This window comes from Arthrobacter sp. PM3, from assembly GCF_003352915.1.
GTDB lineage: Bacteria > Actinomycetota > Actinomycetes > Actinomycetales > Micrococcaceae > Arthrobacter.
In genome coordinates this window covers 2672912-2690845 of the sequence record NZ_CP022314.1, presented here as the reverse complement: position 1 = coordinate 2690845, position 17934 = coordinate 2672912, and the positions used below count along the sequence as shown (strand labels likewise).

Annotated in this window: 14 protein-coding genes; 13 read left to right on the top strand and 1 reads right to left on the bottom strand. The window is 68.0% G+C overall.

Translation table 11 applies throughout. The annotated features are described in order from the left end of the window. The first annotated feature begins 59 nt into the window (after nt 1–59). The 12 genes from mmsA (at nt 60) to CFN17_RS12210 (ending at nt 14173) form a co-directional block, all read left to right on the top strand. Nucleotides 60–1640: a multiple monosaccharide ABC transporter ATP-binding protein gene (mmsA, locus tag CFN17_RS12265; protein WP_208747972.1), complete on the top strand. Its 1581-nt coding sequence runs from the start codon at nt 60–62 to the stop codon at nt 1638–1640. 30 nt (nt 1641–1670) lie between these two features. After that, on the top strand, nt 1671–2939 hold the full coding sequence (gene mmsB / locus CFN17_RS12260) for a multiple monosaccharide ABC transporter permease (protein WP_208747971.1): 1269 nt from the start codon (nt 1671–1673) through the stop codon (nt 2937–2939). 65 nt (nt 2940–3004) lie between these two features. Beyond that, complete coding sequence (locus tag CFN17_RS12255; protein WP_208747970.1) at nt 3005–4108, top strand: sugar-binding protein; 1104 nt, start codon at nt 3005–3007, stop codon at nt 4106–4108. A gap of 241 nt (nt 4109–4349) precedes the next feature. Continuing rightward, a complete protein-coding gene (locus CFN17_RS12250; RefSeq protein ID WP_208747969.1) occupies nt 4350–5792 on the top strand; it encodes an ABC transporter permease in 1443 nt (480 codons plus the stop codon). A 2-nt stretch (nt 5793–5794) separates the two neighbouring features. Beyond that, a complete protein-coding gene (locus CFN17_RS12245) occupies nt 5795–6499 on the top strand; it encodes an ABC transporter ATP-binding protein (protein ID WP_208747968.1) in 705 nt (234 codons plus the stop codon). Between the two features lie 192 nt (nt 6500–6691). Then, complete coding sequence (locus CFN17_RS12240) at nt 6692–8203, top strand: CoA-acylating methylmalonate-semialdehyde dehydrogenase (RefSeq protein WP_208747967.1); 1512 nt, start codon at nt 6692–6694, stop codon at nt 8201–8203. Between the two features lie 18 nt (nt 8204–8221). Further along, on the top strand, nt 8222–8440 hold the full coding sequence (locus CFN17_RS12235; protein WP_208747966.1) for a hypothetical protein: 219 nt from the start codon (nt 8222–8224) through the stop codon (nt 8438–8440). A 188-nt stretch (nt 8441–8628) separates the two neighbouring features. Beyond that, nucleotides 8629–9699 (top strand): Gfo/Idh/MocA family protein, encoded by a 1071-nt coding sequence (locus tag CFN17_RS12230; protein WP_208747965.1) that lies wholly within the window; start codon nt 8629–8631, stop codon nt 9697–9699. A 140-nt stretch (nt 9700–9839) separates the two neighbouring features. Then, nucleotides 9840–11174, top strand: coding sequence for a hypothetical protein (locus tag CFN17_RS12225; RefSeq protein ID WP_208747964.1), 1335 nt, complete (start codon nt 9840–9842; stop codon nt 11172–11174). A gap of 477 nt (nt 11175–11651) precedes the next feature. Then, the gene (locus tag CFN17_RS12220; RefSeq protein ID WP_208747963.1) at nt 11652–12926 is read left to right on the top strand and encodes a serine/threonine-protein kinase; all 1275 of its coding nucleotides are present in this window, start codon (nt 11652–11654) and stop codon (nt 12924–12926) included. Next, nucleotides 12923–13393, top strand: a complete 471-nt coding sequence (locus CFN17_RS12215; protein WP_208747962.1) for a mucin-associated surface protein — start codon at nt 12923–12925, stop codon at nt 13391–13393. The genes CFN17_RS12220 and CFN17_RS12215 overlap by 4 nt, the downstream gene beginning before the upstream one ends. 144 nt (nt 13394–13537) lie before the next feature. Then, nucleotides 13538–14173: an SRPBCC family protein gene (locus CFN17_RS12210; protein ID WP_208747961.1), complete on the top strand. Its 636-nt coding sequence runs from the start codon at nt 13538–13540 to the stop codon at nt 14171–14173. Between the two features lie 116 nt (nt 14174–14289). On the opposite strand, the gene CFN17_RS12205 is transcribed toward CFN17_RS12210, so the two are convergent. Beyond that, nucleotides 14290–16512, bottom strand: a complete 2223-nt coding sequence (locus tag CFN17_RS12205) for an NADP-dependent isocitrate dehydrogenase (protein WP_208747960.1) — start codon at nt 16510–16512, stop codon at nt 14290–14292. Nucleotides 16513–16756: 244 nt separating this feature from the next. Between CFN17_RS12205 and CFN17_RS12200 the strand changes: the two genes are divergently transcribed. Then, on the top strand, nt 16757–17773 hold the full coding sequence (locus tag CFN17_RS12200; RefSeq protein ID WP_208747959.1) for a serine protease: 1017 nt from the start codon (nt 16757–16759) through the stop codon (nt 17771–17773). Nucleotides 17774–17934 lie beyond the last annotated feature (161 nt).

Sequence of the window (17934 nt, the reverse complement as noted above, 5' to 3'; positions counted from 1 at the left end):
ACGACCCTGCGGTTTGCAGGGGCGGACAACGAAGTCATGCATTGGAGGCGTAAGGGCAGATGACGTCCCTCAACACGCACAGCGATCCGCTCATCCTCGAGATGCGTTCCATCACCAAGGAATTTCCCGGCGTTAAAGCTTTGGCCGATGTGAACCTGCGGGTGAAGGCCGGTGAGATCCATGCGATCTGCGGTGAGAACGGTGCCGGGAAATCCACCCTGATGAAGGTCCTGTCCGGGGTGTATCCCTATGGCAGCTACAGCGGGGACATCGTGTACCAGAACGAGGTCCAGGAGTTCAAGGACATCCGTGCCAGCGAGCACGCCGGGATCGTGATCATCCACCAGGAACTCGCGCTCATCCCGGAACTGTCCATCACCGAGAACATCTTCCTCGGCAACGAGCCCACCAAGCGCGGCGTGATCGACTGGGCCGAGGCCCGCACCCGGGCCACCGAACTGCTGGCCCGGGTGGGCCTGCGGGAGGACCCGGACACCCCCATCAAGGAGATCGGCGTCGGCAAGCAGCAGCTGGTCGAGATCGCCAAAGCCCTGAACAAGTCGGTCAAGCTCCTGATCCTGGACGAGCCCACGGCGGCGCTGAACGAATCCGATTCCCAGCACCTGCTGGATCTGATGCTGGGCCTGAAGGGCCGGGGCATCACCTCGATCATCATTTCCCACAAGCTCAACGAGATCGAACAGATCGCCGACGAGATCACCATCATCCGCGACGGCAAGTCGATCGAGACCCTGAACGTCAAGGCCGACGGTGTCGACGAGGACCGGATCATCAAGGGCATGGTGGGCCGGACGCTGGAATCCCGGTTCCCGGACCACGAGCCGAAGATCGGTGAGGTGCTCCTGGAGGTGAAGGACTGGACCGTGGGCCACCCGGCAATCCAGGACCGGCTGGTGTGCAAGAACTCGTCCTTCTTCGTACGCCGGGGAGAGATCGTCGGATTCGCCGGGCTCATGGGTGCCGGCCGCACCGAGCTGGCCCGGTCCGTGTTCGGGCGCTCCTACGGCCGGTTCATCTCCGGCCACCTCTACAAGGACGGCAAGGAGCTCCAGCTCAAGAACGTCCGCCAGGCGATCGACGCCGGGCTCGGGTACGTCACGGAGGACCGGAAGACCCTGGGCCTGAACCTGCTCGATGACATCAAGGCCACCACGGTCTCGGCGAACCTGCGCAAGATCAGCAAGCACTTCGTGGTCGACGCCAACAAGGAATACGCCGTCGCCGAGGAGTACCGGAAGTCGCTGCGGACCAAGACTCCCTCGGTCGAGGAAGGCGTCGCGAAGCTCTCCGGCGGAAACCAGCAGAAAGTGGTGCTGGCCAAGTGGATGTTCACCGACCCGGACGTGCTGATCCTGGACGAACCGACCCGCGGGATCGACGTCGGGGCCAAGTACGAGATCTACGGCATCATCCAGCGGCTGGCCAACCAGGGCAAGGCCGTGATCGTGATCTCCTCGGAGCTGCCCGAACTACTGGGCCTGTCGGACCGGATCTACACGATTTTCGAAGGCGCCATCACCGGCGTGCTGAACAAGGACGAAGCCAGCCAGGAAAACCTCATGAAACTCATGACGTCCGCCCGCAAAACCGCCTCGCCCTCTGGGACCATCCAGAGCTAGCCGAACTATCCGGAAACAAGGACTGAAACAATGAACGCGCTCAAGAAGCTCTTTGGCGGCAACACCCGTCAATTCGGCATGATCTTCGCCCTCGTGGCGCTGATCGTGTTCTTCGAGATTTTCACGGAGGGCCGCACGCTCACGCCGGGCAATGTCATCAACCTCTTCAACGGCAACTCCTACATCCTGATTCTCGCCATCGGCATGGTCCTGGTGATCATCGCCGGCCACATCGACCTCTCCGTCGGTTCGGTCGCGGCGTTCGTGGGCGTCTGCGTGGCCCTCTTCATCCGTGACTGGGGCCTGCCCTGGTACATCGGCATCCTGATGGGGCTGCTCCTGGGCGTCGCCATCGGCGCCTGGCAGGGCTTCTGGGTCGCCTACGTCGGCATCCCCGCGTTCATCGTCACGCTCTCGGGCATGCTGATCTTCCGTGGCGCCAACCAGTTCGTCGGCAAGTCCAACACCATCCCGGTCCCGGGCGACTTCCAGTACATCGGCTCCGGCTACCTGCCCGAGATCGGCCCGAAGACCGGCTACAACAACCTGACCCTGCTTCTGGGCCTGGCCGCCGTCGCCTTCGTGATCGTCAGTGAGATCCGCTCGCGCCGCAATGCCAAGGCCCTCGGCGCCGAGGTCCCCGAAGCCTGGATCAGCGTCGTCAAGCTCATCCTGATCTGCGGCGCCATCCTCTACGCCACGTACCTGTTCGCCACCGGCCGGCCGGGCACGTCCTTCCCGATCCCGGGCCTGATCCTCGCCGTCCTGATCCTGATCTACGGCTTCATCTCGTCCAAGACCGTGATCGGCCGCCACATCTACGCCGTCGGCGGCAACCGGCACGCCGCCGAGCTCTCCGGCGTGCAGTCCAAGAAGGTCAACTTCCTGGTCATGATGAACATGTCCGTCCTCGCCGGCCTCGCCGGCATGATCTTCGTCGGCCGCTCCACCGCCTCGGGACCGTTCGACGGCGTCGGCTGGGAACTGGACGCCATCGCGGCCGTGTTCATCGGCGGCGCCGCCGTGACCGGCGGCGTGGGCACCGTGATCGGTTCGATCATCGGCGGCCTCGTCATGGCTGTGCTGAACAACGGCCTGCAGCTGCTGGGCGTCGGCGCCGACCTCACCCAGATCATCAAGGGCCTCGTGCTCCTGATCGCCGTCGCGTTCGACGTCTACAACAAGACCCAGGGCAAGAAGTCCGTCATCGGCATGCTGATGAAGAACTTCGGCCGCAGCAGCGAAATCAAAGCCGACGAAACCACCCAGACCAAAGCGGTTATCTCCGAAGGAGCCTGAGCGGCTCCCGCGGTCCACAATCCCCCGATTTCTCAGCACACCACCAAAAGAAAGTGAACCAAGCAATGCGAATGATTGGTAAAGCAGGAAAGGCAGCAGCGATCGCTGCTATTGCGGCACTGGCGCTGACAGCCTGCGGCCGTTCGGACACCGGAACCTCCAGCGGTTCCACCACCGGCGGCGAGGCGTTCCCCAAGGGCTCCTCGATCGGCGTCGCGCTCCCGCAGAAGACCTCGGAAAACTGGGTCCTCGCGGAGCAGCTGTTCAACGACGGCCTCACCAAGGCCGGCTACAAGCCGGACGTCCAGTTCGCCAACGGCGGCGTATCGGACCAGCAGAACCAGATCAGCGCCATGATCACCAAGGGCGACAAGGTCATCATCGTCGGCGCCATCGACGGCGCGCAGCTGGGCACCCAGCTCAAGCAGGCCAAGGACGCCGGCGCCACGATCATCGCGTATGACCGCCTGCTCCTGAACACCCCGGACGTCGACTACTACGTGGCCTACGACAACTTCAAGGTCGGCGAACTCCAGGGCCAGGCCCTGCTGGACGGCATGAAGGCCAAGAAGCCGGAAGGCCCGTACAACATCGAACTCTTCGCCGGCTCCCCGGATGACGCCAACGCGAAGGTCTTCTTCGACGGCGCCATGAGCGTCCTGAAGCCGAAGATGGACGACGGCACCCTGAAGGTCCTCTCCGGCCAGACGACCTTCGAACAGGCCGTTACCCAGGGCTGGAAGGCCGAGAACGCCCAGAAGCGCATGGACACCCTGCTCGCCGGAACCTACGGCTCCGCCCCGCTGGACGGCGTGCTGTCCCCGAACGACACCCTGGCACGCGCCATCATCACCTCCGTCAAGGCCGCCGGCAAGCCGATCCCGGTTGTCACTGGCCAGGACTCCGAGGTTGAATCGGTCAAGTCCATCATGGCGGGCGAGCAGTACTCCACCATCAACAAGGACACCAACGCGCTCGTTGAGCACGCGATCACCATGGTCAACGACATCCAGGCAGGCAAGAAGCCGGAGATCAACGACGACAAGTCCTACAACAATGGCAACAAGGTCGTCCCGGCGTACCTGCTGAAGCCGGTCATCGTGACGGCGGAGAACGTCCACACGGCCTACGTCAACGATCCGGTCCTCGGCCCGATCACCAAGCAGTAGTTCCTGACAGGCAGCTCCTGACACACAGTTCCTGACCCGGCGCCGCTTCCACCGGCGCCGGCCAGGCTCCAGAGCCCCGGCTCCCCCGCACGCGCGGGAGGGCCGGGGCTCTTGCGTTGCAAGGCGGTTCACAGCGGATCCATAGCTTCGGCGGGAGATCCGCACAGCAGCCCGTACCACTGTGGGAGCAGCCGCCGGCAGTCCGCCCGGCAAGAGACACCCAAGAAAAATTAGGAGTACCGTGAGCGTTCTTGCCCGGAGTGTAGGCAACGCCTTTCGAAACAAGGTCAGGACCGCCGCCGTCGTGGCCGTGCTGGCCGTCGCAATCGGACTTGCCCTGGCCATGCTCGTGGCCAACCAGGCCGTCACCGGCAAGGTCGCCGAACTCAACGCCTCGGTGGGCACCGTCCTAACCGTGAACCCGGCCGGCGGCCAGGGCTTCGAAGGCGGCGGCGAGCCGCTGACCGCTGACCAGGCCGCCACCGCGGCGGCCGTTCCCAACGTCACCAGCGTGGTCGGCACCAAGGCGTTGCGCCTGCGCAACGCCGCCGAGGCCGCCACCCAGTCCTCCACCGGCCAGGCCGGACCCGGCGGAGGCCGCCCGGGCGGCCAGTCGGCCACCACCGTGACCACGAGCCTCACGGCCGCCGTCGACGCCGGCACCCTCGGCAACCGCAACCAGGCCACCGGCAGCACCAGTAACGGAACCACCGGCGGCACCGCCCGGACCTTCTCGCTGCCCGTCACCGCCACCGGCATCGGCGCCGAGATCGACTCCACCGGCAAGGCGCTGACCCTGACGCAGGGCTCGGGCCTGGGCGACTACACGGCCGAATCCACGGGCGCCCTGCTTGGCACCACGCTGGCCACGAAGAACGGCCTCAGCGTCGGCTCGACCTTCACCATCGGCGAGAAGACCTTCACGGTCAAGGGGCTGTTCGACGCCGGCACCGCGTTCGGCAACAACGCCCTCTACGTCACGCTGCCCACCGCGCAGACCCTCGCAGCCCTGCCGGGCGAACTGTCCACCATGATCGTCACGGTCAACAGCATGGAGAACGTGGACGCCGCCAAGGCCGCCCTGCAGGCCGCGCTCGGCGCCGACAAGGCCGACGTCACCCAGGGCCAGCGGAACCTGCAGACCGCCGTCAGTTCGCTGGACAGCGTCAAGAACATTTCCTTCATCGCGTTCGCCGCCGCCCTGGCCACCGCCGGCCTGATCATCCTGCTGATCATGATCATGCTGGTCCGCGAACGCCGCCGCGAGATCGGCGTCCTGAAAGCCATCGGCGCCCCCAACCGCACCATCGGGCTGCAGTTCGTGCTGGAGGCCCTGGTCCTGGTGGCCCTCGGCAGTGTGGTGGGCGCCGCCATCGCGTCCTTTGCCAGCGGCGGGATCGCCAGCGCCCTGATCAGTTCCAGCAGCAGCGCCACCGGCATCACGAGCGCGGCCACCGGCCAGCGTGGCGGCGCCGGCGGTTTCGCGGGCGGCGGCTTCCCCGGCGGCCAAGGCGGCCCCTTCGGCGGGGCCAGCCAGCTGCTGACCTCCGTCACGGCCAGTGCCTCCCCCGAGGTGATTGCCACCGGCATCGCCGCCGTCTTCGGCGTCGCCATCATCGGGGCACTTGTCCCGGCCCTGCTCACCGCCCGCATCCGCCCCATCGAAGTTCTCCGAGGAGAGTAGCCATGATCGAAGTCAAGAACCTGGTCCGCACGTTCAAGTCCGGCGACCGGACCATCAAACCGGTCAACGACGTCAGCTTCGAACTCGAACAGGGCACGCTGGCCTCGATCGTGGGCAAGAGCGGCAGCGGCAAGAGCACCCTGCTGTCCCTGCTGGGCGCGCTGGACAAGCCCACCAGCGGCGACGTGGTGGTCAACGGCGTGAGCCTGGCCGGCATGCCCGACGCGAAGCTCACCCACTACCGGCGCCGGGACATCGGATTCGTGTTTCAACAGTTCAACCTGATCCCAAACCTCACGGCGCTGGACAACGTGATGCTGCCGATGGAATTTGCCGGGATGCGCAAGGGCGCCCGGAAGGAGCGCGCACGCCAGCTGCTCGAACAGGTCCAGCTCGACCCGGACAAGCACGTCCGCCGCATCAACCGGCTCTCCGGCGGCGAGCAGCAGCGGGTGGCGATCGCCCGCGCCCTGGCGAACGAACCCAAACTGATCCTGGCCGACGAGCCCACCGGCAACCTGGACGAGCAAACCGGCGAGCACATCATCGAGCTGCTCAGCGCGCTCAGCAGGGACCACGACACCACCATCCTGGTGGTCACCCATGACCGCACCCTGGCCAACAAGACCGCCCGCCGGTTCCGGCTCCAGCAAGGCCGGCTCACCGAAGAGGAGGTCCGGCCCCGCACGGCGGCCGTGACCGGCTAACGCTGGTCCCGCCCCAGCGGCATTCACAAGGATGCCTGGCCGCGGCCAGGCATCCTTGGTGCGTTAACGCGGCGCGAAAAACCTCTTGATTCCAATTCGCAAGCGTTGTTAGCATGTAAGTATGTCAGGACAAACCTGCATCGACTAGGGACCACCGCCAACGCACATCGCACGGCTGAGCACAAGGAAACCATGACAACGACGCTGGAAACGCTCACCATCAACCACTTCATCAACGGCGCCGAGGCAGAAGGCACCGGAACGGCAACGAAGCCGGTCTACAACCCGGCCACCGGCGCCGTCACCGGCGAGCTGCGGCTGGCCAGCCGGGAAGACCTCGAGGCCACGGTCGCGGCCGCCAAGAAGGCCGCGGAGTCCTGGGGCGACATTTCCCTGGCCAAGCGCACCGCCGTGCTCTTCAAGTTCCGCGAACTGGTCGCCAACCACGTCGACGAGCTCGCGCAGCTGATCACGGCCGAGCACGGCAAGGTCCTCTCCGACGCGAAGGGCGAGATCGGCCGCGGCCTGGAAGTCATCGAGTTCGCCTGCGGCATCCCGACCCTGCTGAAGGGTGAGTATTCGGACCAGGTCTCCACCGGCATCGATGTCTTCTCCTTCCGGGAACCGATCGGCGTCGTCGCCGGCATCACGCCGTTCAACTTCCCGGTCATGGTGCCGCTGTGGATGGCTCCGATGGCGATCGCCACCGGCAACGCGTTCATCCTCAAGCCCTCCGGCAACGTTCCCTCCGCCGCGATGCTGCTGGCCCGGCTGTTCCAGCAAGCCGGCCTGCCCGACGGCGTCTTCCAGGTCCTGCACGGGGACCGCGAGACGATCTCGGGCCTGCTGACCCACCCGGACGTCGACGGCATCTCCTTCGTCGGCTCCACCCCGGTCGCCAAGCACATCACCGAGGTCGCCACCGCGCACGGCAAGCGCGTCCAGGCTTTGGGCGGGGCGAAGAACCACGCGATCATCCTGCCCGACGCCGACCTCGACAACGCCGCCGACCACGTCGCCGCCGCCGCGTTCGGCTCCGCCGGGCAGCGCTGCATGGCGATCTCCGTCGCCGTCGCCGTCGGCGACGCCGCGGACCTGCTCGTGAGGAAGGTCAAGGAACGCGCCCTGGACGTCAAGGTCAAGAACGGCACCGAATCCGACGCCGACATGGGCCCGGTCATCACCCCCGCCTCGAAGCAGTTCATCCTCAAAACGGTGACGGAGGCAGAGCAGGCCGGCGCCGCCATGGTCGTGGACGGCCGCGACCTCGTCGTCCCCGGCCACGAGGACGGGTTCTGGGTCGGGCCCACCGTGATCGACCACGTCAAGACCGAAATGACCGCTTACACCGAGGAAATCTTCGGCCCCGTCCTCGTCGTCGTCCGCGTCGACACCCTGGAGGACGGCATCAAGCTGATCAACGCCAACCCGTACGGCAACGGCACCGCGATCTTCACCTCCTCAGGAGCCGCGGCCCGGAAGTTCCAGCGCTCCGTGGATGTCGGCATGATCGGCATCAACGTGCCCCTGCCCGTCCCGGTCGCGTACTACTCCTTCGGCGGCTGGAAGGCTTCCCTCTTCGGCGACAAGCACATCTACGGCCCCGAAGGCGTCTCCTTCTACACCCGCGGCAAGGTCATCACCTCCCGCTGGCCCGAAACCCACCACGCCTCCGGCGCCTCCTACAACTTCCCCTCCAATTAGTCCGCTAGGAAAACTGCTATGAACCACCCCTTCTCCCGCATCGCCTTCACTGCCGTGGACCGCCCGAGCATGGAGCGGCAAATCAATGCTGCCGTCGAATCGCTCCGCATCTGGGGGCTGCAGCGGCGCCGGGGCATCCTCGTCACCCGGCACTCCCATGATTCCTTCAGTGTCGAGCTGAGCGACGCCGTCCCCGTCGGAATCACGTGTGAGAGCTGGGCGCACCAGGCAGCCTGACCAGGCATGGCGGTCGGGCGGGAAACGCCGATCGGCAACAAACTCGACGTCGCCGAACGGTGAACCGGGGCGCTGCGGGAGGATCCCCACCGATCCTCCCGCAGCTCCCGCAGCCAAAACCCCAACCCTCCCGCAGCTCCCGCAGCCAAAATCCCAACCCTCCCGCAGGCGGGTGAGAAGATGGCACCATGTCTGCCCTCATCGCAAAGCCGTGGCTGTTCAGCCAGCCCGACCAGGACCCCCGCACCGCCACCGGCGCCCGGCTGCGGTGGGGAATCATCGCCACCGGCGGCATCGCCGCAGCCGTCACCCGCGACCTTGAACTCCTGGCCGATGCCGAACTGTACGCTGTCAGTTCCCGCACCCAGGCAGCCGCCGACGCGTTCGCGGCGGACTACGGCTTTGTCCGCGCCTACGGAGACCACGACGGCGCCAGCGGTTACGAGCGTCTGCTCGCGGACGACGCGGTCGACGTCGTCTATGTCGCCACGCCGCACGCCCACCACCACGAGATCGCCCTCGCCGCCCTCACCGCCGGCAAGCACGTGCTGTGTGAGAAAGCCCTCACCATCAACGCCCGGGAAGCCGCCGAGCTGATCGCGGTGGCCCGGGCCAACGGGTTGTTCCTCATGGAGGCCGTGTGGAGCCGGTTCCTGCCCAGCATGCAGCGGGCGTTCGAGATCGCTGGCTCGGGTGAGATCGGAGAGGTCAAGTGGGTCGGAGCCGATCTCGGCTTCCCGGCACCGTACTCCCCCGGCTCCCGGCTCTGGGCACCCAGGGACGGCGGCGGCGCCCTGCTGGACCTGACGGTCTACCCGCTGCTCTGGGCGCTCGGTACCCTGGGCTTCCCGCAAACAGTCAGCGCCACCGGCTGGCTCAACGACGACGGCGTCGACGCCCAGAACGCCCTGACCCTGGGCTACCACCATGGCGCCCAGGCCCAGCTGACCTCATCCCTGCTGGCGCATGGACCCCGCACGGCCACCGTGGCCGGCAGCAAGGGCTTTCTCCAGACATCCGGGTCCATCAACAACCCGAAGGAACTGCTGGTCAGGGTCGGTTTCGATGATCCCCGGACCGAGCGGTTCACGGTAGTGGGGCGGGGCTACACCTACGAGCTCCGCGAAGTCACGCGGTGCATCCAGCACGGGCTCACCGAAAGCCCGGTCATGCCACTGGAGGACTCCTTGAACACCATGCGGCTCTTCGACGGCGTGCGCGCACAGCTCGGGGTCAGCTACCCGAACGACGCCCGCTGAGCAGGTCCCCCCGGCCTCCGGCCCCGCCCCTGCGCCGGGTCTCGGTATGCCTACAGTTTCAGTTCCGCTCTGGACTCGCCCCTCAGGGCCGACTTACCCTGTAGGCACTTATCCAGTCGTCCGGGAGCGGGGGTGCGCGCATGGATCCAGCAGCATCGTCCTCCCGCGCGGCCCGCGCCTGCCGCCCCCTGCGCCGCGTCCTCCTGGCCGCCGCCGCCGGCGCCGCATGGCTAATGCTGTCCGGAACAGCCGCGCAGGCCGACGCCGGCTGCACCCTTTACGGGCCCGCAGCCGACGCCGCGAAGGCCGTCTCGGCCGTCGAATGCACTGACGCCGACGACTTCCCGGTTCCCGCACTTGACGGCGCCCAGGTGGCTCTGGATATCCTCCCGGCCCCTACGGTCGCGTGGACGGCGGACGCTGTGTCAGCCGCCGACGAGCCCACTGACGTTGTGCCGGGCGGCGCTGAGCCGGCGGTTTCCGTCCCGGACACGGCGTCGCCTGCACTGGCACACCCGGTCCCGGATCCGGTACCCCCTGGTTCACCGACGCCGGGCCTTGCCGTGACCGGGGCTGTGCCCGGGTCTGCCGCGCCGGGCGCCGGCAGCGTGCCGCCGGCAGAGATCCCCGCAGAGCCGCTCCCGGCAGACCCGGCCCCCGCCGGCCCCGCCCCCGCCATCCCCGCCGCGCCCGTGGCTGCCCCGGGCGCTGAGGCGGGTACCGGAGGCGTTCCGCCGGTGGCGGACCCCGCAGCTCCGGCCCCCGGAATCCCCGACCCCGGTGCTCCCGTCCCCGGAGTTCCCGACCCCGTTGCTCCCATCCCCGAAGTTCCTGACCCCGCCGGTCCGGGCACTGGGTCACCGGTTGACGCTGGGCTCCCGGCCGATCCCGGTACGCCATTGCCGGGGGACGTCGTCGGCACGCTCCCGGGCGACGACTCCCCGGGCGACGCCCCACCCGCCGCCGCACTCCCCGATGCCCCGACGGCGCCGCTTCCGGCGGTTGACGTTGCCTCACCAAAGACAGACGCCGCCAAGGCCGCCACCCCGGGGGCACCCCCTGCAGTTCTTCCCGCCGCCCCTGCGACGGCCATTGCGACCTACCGCCCGGCCCTAATGCCGGTCACGTACTCCGGCTGGCTGCCGACCAAACCCGCCCCCGTACCAGCCCCGGTCCAGGCGGCTGCGGCCCCGCACGCAGAGCCGCCTCCCGGCCCGGGCGCGCCGGCCTCCCCCGACAGCCCCGGCCCAAGCCCCTGGCACGGCGGCACGGGCCTGCCGGCGCCTGAAGCACTGCCCCCTGCACCGGGATCGGGCTCCGGCAGCGGTCACTCCGGCAACACGCCGGCCGGCACGGCCGCCTGGATGCCCGGCCTGCACTTCCACGTCCCCGCCACCGGGACCGATCCCGTCACCGGTCCGCTCCAGCACGACTACGCCGCCGTCTGCGCGGATCCCGGTTCTTCTCCTGACTAGTCGGGCCGTCTCTGCCTCCACAGAGCACGGCCCCTCGGGCTGCCTTCGCCGCCCCTCGACAGTCATTCAGGAGATTTCCCAATGGACTCGACCGTCCGCCGCCGGGTTTCCGGCACCCCGCTGACAGCCACGCTGAATCCGCCTACACCCGCAGAACAGCACCCCGCCCATCCGGAGCACTCCGGCGCGCAACCGCGCCCGGGGTGCGGGCCGCGCCCGCCGTAGCCCGCGGCGCCGCTCCAGACGAAGGCCCGTTGCCGCCGGAGCGAGGTCGTTGGGTCCGCTGGGGGACCCAACGGCATGCACCGGCTCCGGCGGCAGGGCCCTTACGCGCAGGAACCGCAGGCCGTGAAATCCGGCACGTTGCGTGCCGTTTGACCGTCCGACACGGGCCGCGCGTGTCGGCAGTAGATACCCGGCCCCGTATTATGCTGTGGGGGCGCCGCCGCGGCGCACCGGGAAGGTACGTGCGAGACCGTGGAGACTTCGCCCAACGGCGTCAAGGCTGAACCCCTGGGCGGCCGCTACCAGCTGGGGGACGTGATTGGCCGGGGCGGCATGGCCTCGGTTTACACCGCCAAGGACCTGAACCTGGGCCGGGACGTGGCACTGAAGCTCTTCGCACCGCAGTCAGCGGATCCCGACGAGCTCCGCCGGCAGGAAGCCGAAATCCAGCTCCTCGCGACGCTGAACCATCCAAGTCTGGTGACACTGTTCGACGCCGGGACGGACACCCGCATTCCCGACGAACCCCGCCCTTTCCTGACCATGGAGCTCGTGGACGGCCAGGACCTGCGCAGCAGGATCCGGCACAGCGCGCTGCCGCTGGACGAGCTGGCTGTGGTCGGGGCCGGAATCGCCGACGCCCTCGCCTACGTCCACGGGCTGGGGATCGTCCACCGGGACATCAAACCCGCCAACGTCCTCCTCGTGCCGGTCCGGCCGGGCGAACCGCTGCGTCCCAAGCTCACCGACTTCGGCATCGCCCGGATCATGGACGGCACCCGGCTGACCGCCACCGGAACCATGGTCGGCACCGCAGCGTACCTCAGCCCGGAACAGGCCCGGGGCGCCGACCTCGGACCGGCAAGCGACATCTACTCCCTGGGCCTGGTGCTCCTCGAATGCCTTAAAGGCGAGGTCGAATACCCCGGAAGCGCCGTCGAATCCGCCGTCGCCCGGCTGCACCGCGCCCCCGCCATACCGGAGGAGGTGCCCGCCGAGTGGGCCCGGCTCATCCGGGCCATGACCGCCCTGGACCCGCTGGACAGGCCCTCCGCCGCCCAACTTGAGTCAGCCCTGCGCCACGCCCTCGTCTCCCCTGGGTCCCTGCCGGGGCAGCTCAAGGAGGAACCCACCCGGGTGCTCCCGCCCCTGCCGGCACAACCGGCCCGCAGGCCACGCCACGGTTACCGGACCAGGGCCGCTGTCGGAACCGGAACCGGTGCGGCCGCCGCGGCGGGGACACGTCCGCTGTCCACGCCGGGCACAGGCCCGCTGCCGCCGCGGCCGCGCCGCCGTCCCGCGACATCCCGGAGAGCCGCCTGGTCGCGCGGAACCGCTTGGTTCCGCGGCGCCCGGCGCCGCACGCGCATGGCCCTTGTGCTCGGCGTCGTCACCCTCCTCGCCCTGGGCACCGCGATCCTGGTCAGCCTGACCACCCCGGCCCCCGCCGACGTCGTCCCCTACCCCACCGTCACGGGGCCGCTCGGGGACCACCTGAAAGAGCTGCAGAAGAGCGTGGAACCATGAGCCGCCCGCTTGCCATCACCGCAGTCCTGCTCGCCGCAGCCCTGGCCGGCTGCGGTGCCCCCGCGCCCGACCTGGGCCGCGACGCGGCCCAGCAGCTGCAGTCCCAGGTCCTGGCCGTCAGCAAGGCGGCCGCGGCCAGTGACCCTGCCGCCTCCCTGAAACTCCTTGACGGGCTGCTCACCACCCTGGATGCCGCCGCCGCGAACGGCGAAGTGTCCTTCAGGCGCCACCAAAGCATCAAGTCGTCGATCGACGCCGTCCGGGCGGATCTGACCGCGCAAAAGGCTGCGGCGGACAAAGCCGCAGCGGAGAAGGCCGCCGCCGCCAAGGCCGCGGCGGAGAAGGCGGCGGCCGACAAAGCCGCTGCTGACAAAGCTGCAGCCGAGCGCGCCGCAGCAGCCGCCGTCGCCCCGGCCCCTGCTCCGGCCGACGGCAAAGCCAAGGGGAAAGGCAAGGGTAAGGGATAGGGCTCCAGCCGCCCCGCCGACAAGGCTTTTCGTCAGCAGGCTTACTATTTTCCGGAATTCACGTTAGCGTGGACAGGTGCTGTGAAGCGCTACGACCATCAGAACCGCGGGCCCCGGTCCGCCGACTGCAGGAGTGATGAACGCATGGCAACTGTCCAGGAATCCATTGAAGTCAATGTCCCGCTCACCCAGGCCTACAACCAGTGGACCCAGTTCGAAGACTTCCCGCACTTCATGAGCGGGGTCGATTCCGTCACCCAGCTCGATGACACCACCGTCCATTTCAAGACCAGCATCGGCGGCGTGAAGCGCGAGTACGACGCCCGGATCACCGCCCAGGAACCAGACCGGCTGGTCGCGTGGGGAAGCCTCGACGAGCCGGTCAACGCCGGCACCGTCCGCTTCGAACCGGCCAGCGCCGGCGCAACCCGCGTCAGTGTCGAGCTCACCTGGGAACCGGACACCGCGGCCGAGAAACTCGGTGCCGCCGTCGGGCTCGATTCGCGGCAGGTCGCCTCGGACCTGAAGAAGTTCAAGGCATTCATTGAGGACCGCGACGCCGAGACCGGCGCTTGGCGCGGAACCATCGACGGCGGCGCAACGGTTGACGGCGGCGCCCGCGTTGCGGGCGTGGCGGGTGCCGGAACCAGCCCTGAGGCGACGACGGCGGTGCCGCTGGAGGAGGAAGTCGACTACGGCGGAGCGCCGACCTTCCGGAACGTCGACGCCGACCCCGACCTGGCGCCGGACTCGCCCTTCCGGCCAGGCAGCGACCGCTAAACCGGCAAACGCTGAGCCGGCAACGCTGAGCCGGCAGCGCGCAACGCCCCGCTTCCCATCGGGAAGCGGGGCGTTGTACTGTCCGACAGCAGGCCGGTGCTACTTGGTCAGCGTCACTAGTTGGTCAGCGTCGCGAGGACTTCGCTGAACGTCGCCGAGGGGCGCATGACAGCGGAGGCCTTGGCCGCGTCCGGTCGGTAGTAGCCGCCGAGGTCCACGGGGGAACCCTGCACGGCCAGAAGCTCACCGGTAATGGTGTCCTCGCTGGAGTCCAGCGCGTCGGACACGGCGGCGAACGCGGCGGCGAGCTCGGCGTCGTCGGTCTGCCGCGCCAGTTCCTGGGCCCAGAACTTGGCCAGATAGAAGTGGCTGCCGCGGTTGTCCAGCTCGCCGGCCTTGCGCTTCGGGGACTTGTCTTCCAGCAGGAACGTACCGGTGGCGCGGTCCAGGGTATCCGCCAGGACCTGGGCGCGGGCGTTGCCGGTGCTGGTGGCGAGGTGCTCGAAGCTCACGGCCAGGGCCAGGAATTCACCCAGACTGTCCCAGCGCAGGTGGTTCTCCTTGAGTAGCTGCTGGACGTGCTTCGGGGCGGATCCGCCGGCGCCGGTCTCGAACAGGCCGCCGCCGTTGATCAGCGGAACCACCGAGAGCATCTTGGCGCTGGTGCCCAGTTCCAGGATCGGGAACAGGTCCGTGAGGTAGTCGCGGAGCACGTTGCCGGTCACGGAGATGGTGTCCTCGCCCTTGCGGAGGCGTTCGATGGTGAAGGCCGTGGCCTCGACCGGGGACATGATGGAGATTTCCAGGCCGTCGGTGTCGTGGTCCTTGAGGTATTCCTCCACCTTGGCGATCATCCGGGCATCGTGCGCGCGGCCCTTGTCCAGCCAGAACACGGCGGGGGTCGCGGAGGCGCGGGCACGGGTGACGGCCAGCTTGACCCAGTCGCGGATCGGCACGTCCTTGGTCTGGCAGGCACGCCAGATATCGCCCGGGGCGACCTGGTGTTCGATCAGGACGGTGCCGGCGTCGTCGACGATCTGGACGGTGCCGGCAGACTGGATTTCGAACGTCTTGTCGTGGCTGCCGTATTCCTCGGCGGCCTGGGCCATGAGGCCGACGTTGGGGACGGTGCCCATGGTAGTGGGATCGAAGGCGCCGTGGGCGCGGCAGTCCTCGATGACCACCTGGTAGATGCCGGCGTAGCTGCTGTCCGGCAGGACTGCCAGGGTGTCGGCCTCCTGGCCGTCACGGCCCCACATGTGGCCGGAACTGCGGATCATGGCCGGCATCGAGGCGTCGACGATCACGTCGGAGGGCACATGCAGGTTGGTGATGCCCTTGTCGGAATCGACCATGGCGAGTTCCGGGCCCTCGTTGAGGCCCTTTTCGATGGCTGCCTGGACGTCGCCGCGGATGTCCTCGGGCAGGTCCTGCAGTCCGTTGAGGATGGAGGCGAGGCCGTTGTTGGGGCTCAGGCCGGCGGCGGCGAGCTGCTCGCCGTAGGTGGCGAAGAGGTCTGCGAAGTATGCCTTGACGACGTGGCCGAAGATGATCGGGTCGGAGACCTTCATCATGGTGGCCTTCAGGTGGGCGGAGAACAGCACGCCGTCCTTCTTGGCCCGGGCGACCTGGTCGGCGAGGAAGGCATCCAGAGCGGCGGCGCGCATCACGGTGCCGTCGATGACCTCGCCAGCCAGCACCGGGAAGGCCCGCTTGAGGACCTTGACCGTGCCGTCTTCCTTGACGAGCTGGATCTTGATGTTGGTGTCGGCGTCGATCACCACGGACTTCTCGTTGGAGCGGAAGTCGTCGGCGTCCATGTGCGCCACGTTGGTCTTGGACTCCGGGGTCCAGGCGCCCATGCTGTGCGGGTTCTGGCGGGCGTAGTTCTTGACCGAGAGCGGGGCACGGCGGTCCGAGTTGCCTTCGCGCAGGACCGGGTTCACGGCCGAACCCTTGATCTTGTCGTAGCGGGAGCGGATGTCCGTCTCCTCGTCCGAGGAGGGGTTGTCCGGGTAGTCCGGCAGGGCGTAGCCCTGGCCCTGAAGTTCAGCGATGGCCGCCTTCAGCTGCGGCACGGAGGCGCTGATGTTGGGCAGCTTGATGATGTTGGCTTCGGGCGTCTTCGCCAGGGCGCCAAGTTCGGCCAGGGCGTCGCTGACGCGCTGGTCCTCGGTGAGGTAATCGCCGAATGCGGCGATGATGCGGCCGGCCAGCGAGATGTCGCGGGTCTCCACTTCCACACCGGCCGTCGAAGCGAAGGCCTCGATGATCGGCAAGAACGAATAGGTAGCCAGCATCGGCGCTTCGTCGGTGTGGGTATAGATAATCTTTGCCATTGCTCGGGCGTCTCCCTGAAGGTCTGGGTATTTCCTGAATCTTGTGTTATCTCAACCCCTCTAACTTACCCGAGGTGCCCCCAAAGACGCCTACCGGCGTCGTGCGCGGGCGGATGCGTGACCCCGCAACGCGGCATAACAAGAATTGACAAATGACTTTACAGATTAGTCAAACTGCCGTAGTTTCGTTCCATCCAACGGCTGCCAACGGCGGCCGCCCCGCTTTCCACCGGTTAGGACACCCATGAGAACACCCAAGACTCTGGCCACCAGTCTGCTGACCCTTTCGGCCGCGGCACTGCTGGCCCTGAGTGCTGCGGGGGCGGCCACCGCCTCTCCCGCGCCGGCCAAGGCACCGGCACCCGCCTCCGACGTCACCAGCCACACCGTCACCGAAACGGGAGCGGCCGAGTACTGGACCGCCGAGCGCATGCGAAACGCCGTCCCCGGCGACGTCCTGGCGGACAAGGCCATGAAGCGCAACGGGAAGTCATCGAACTCCGCGGCGGCACTGCTGGAGGGTGCCGCCCCGAGCACGTTCGAGGCAACCGCACCGACGCAGCAGTCCAAGGCGCAGCAGTCCCAGACCCTGCAGACCAAGGCCAACGCCAGCGAATCCCCCGTTCCGCATATCGGCAAGGTGTTCTTCACGCTCGGCGGCACCAACTATGTGTGCTCGGGCAACTCGGTCTCCTCCGGCAACAAGAGCACCGTCTCCACCGCCGGGCACTGCGTCAATGAGGGCCCGGGCGCCTTCGCGACCAAGTTCACGTTCGTCCCGGCCTATCTCAACGGCTCGGCCCCCTACGGCAAGTGGACGGCCAGGGCCCTGTACGCCCCCACCCAGTGGAGCTCCGGGGGCGACATGACCTACGACACCGGCTTCGCCGTGATGTCGACCCTCAACGGCCAGTACCTGACGGACGTCGTGGGCGGCTCCGGGCTGCAGTTCAACGCGGCCCGCGGCCTGAGCTACAAGTCCTTCGGCTACCCCGCCGCGGCGCCCTTCAACGGTGAATCCCTCAAGAGCTGCTCCGGCACCGCCACGAACGATCCCTACAACCCGCAGTTCAACACCCAGGGCATCCCGTGCAACATGACCGGCGGCTCCTCGGGCGGTCCGTGGTTCATTGGCACCAGCTCCTCCGGCTACCAGAACTCGGTGAACAGCTACGGCTACGGCAGCAACTCCACCACGATGTACGGCCCGTACTGGGGCTCCGTGATCCAGCAGGCCTACTCGACGGCGGCCGCGTCCTAGTCTTCGTTCCCGCCGGACGCACGCGGCCGCGCCGCAGGCGGGGGGGCCGGGCCGGGTGGGCCGGGCCGGCGGGCCGGGCCGGCGCATCGCAGGCGGACCGGGCCAGGCGGGCGGACCGGGCCGGCGGGCCGGGCCGGGCCGGCGCAAGTGGGCCGGGCCGG

Excerpts from the sequence above, each read along its gene's own strand:
- CFN17_RS12230 (WP_208747965.1), top strand. The coding sequence starts at position 8,629 with ATGTCTGCCCTCATCGCAAAGCCGTGGCTGTTCAGCCAGCCCGACCAG.
- CFN17_RS12240 (WP_208747967.1), top strand. The coding sequence starts at position 6,692 with ATGACAACGACGCTGGAAACGCTCACCATCAACCACTTCATCAACGGC.
- mmsA (WP_208747972.1), top strand. The coding sequence starts at position 60 with ATGACGTCCCTCAACACGCACAGCGATCCGCTCATCCTCGAGATGCGT.
- CFN17_RS12255 (WP_208747970.1), top strand. The coding sequence starts at position 3,005 with ATGCGAATGATTGGTAAAGCAGGAAAGGCAGCAGCGATCGCTGCTATT.
- CFN17_RS12210 (WP_208747961.1), top strand. The coding sequence starts at position 13,538 with ATGGCAACTGTCCAGGAATCCATTGAAGTCAATGTCCCGCTCACCCAG.
- CFN17_RS12245 (WP_208747968.1), top strand. The coding sequence starts at position 5,795 with ATGATCGAAGTCAAGAACCTGGTCCGCACGTTCAAGTCCGGCGACCGG.
- CFN17_RS12235 (WP_208747966.1), top strand. The coding sequence starts at position 8,222 with ATGAACCACCCCTTCTCCCGCATCGCCTTCACTGCCGTGGACCGCCCG.
- CFN17_RS12225 (WP_208747964.1), top strand. The coding sequence starts at position 9,840 with ATGGATCCAGCAGCATCGTCCTCCCGCGCGGCCCGCGCCTGCCGCCCC.
- CFN17_RS12215 (WP_208747962.1), top strand. The coding sequence starts at position 12,923 with ATGAGCCGCCCGCTTGCCATCACCGCAGTCCTGCTCGCCGCAGCCCTG.
- mmsB (WP_208747971.1), top strand. The coding sequence starts at position 1,671 with ATGAACGCGCTCAAGAAGCTCTTTGGCGGCAACACCCGTCAATTCGGC.
- CFN17_RS12205 (WP_208747960.1), bottom strand. The coding sequence starts at position 16,512 with ATGGCAAAGATTATCTATACCCACACCGACGAAGCGCCGATGCTGGCT.
- CFN17_RS12200 (WP_208747959.1), top strand. The coding sequence starts at position 16,757 with ATGAGAACACCCAAGACTCTGGCCACCAGTCTGCTGACCCTTTCGGCC.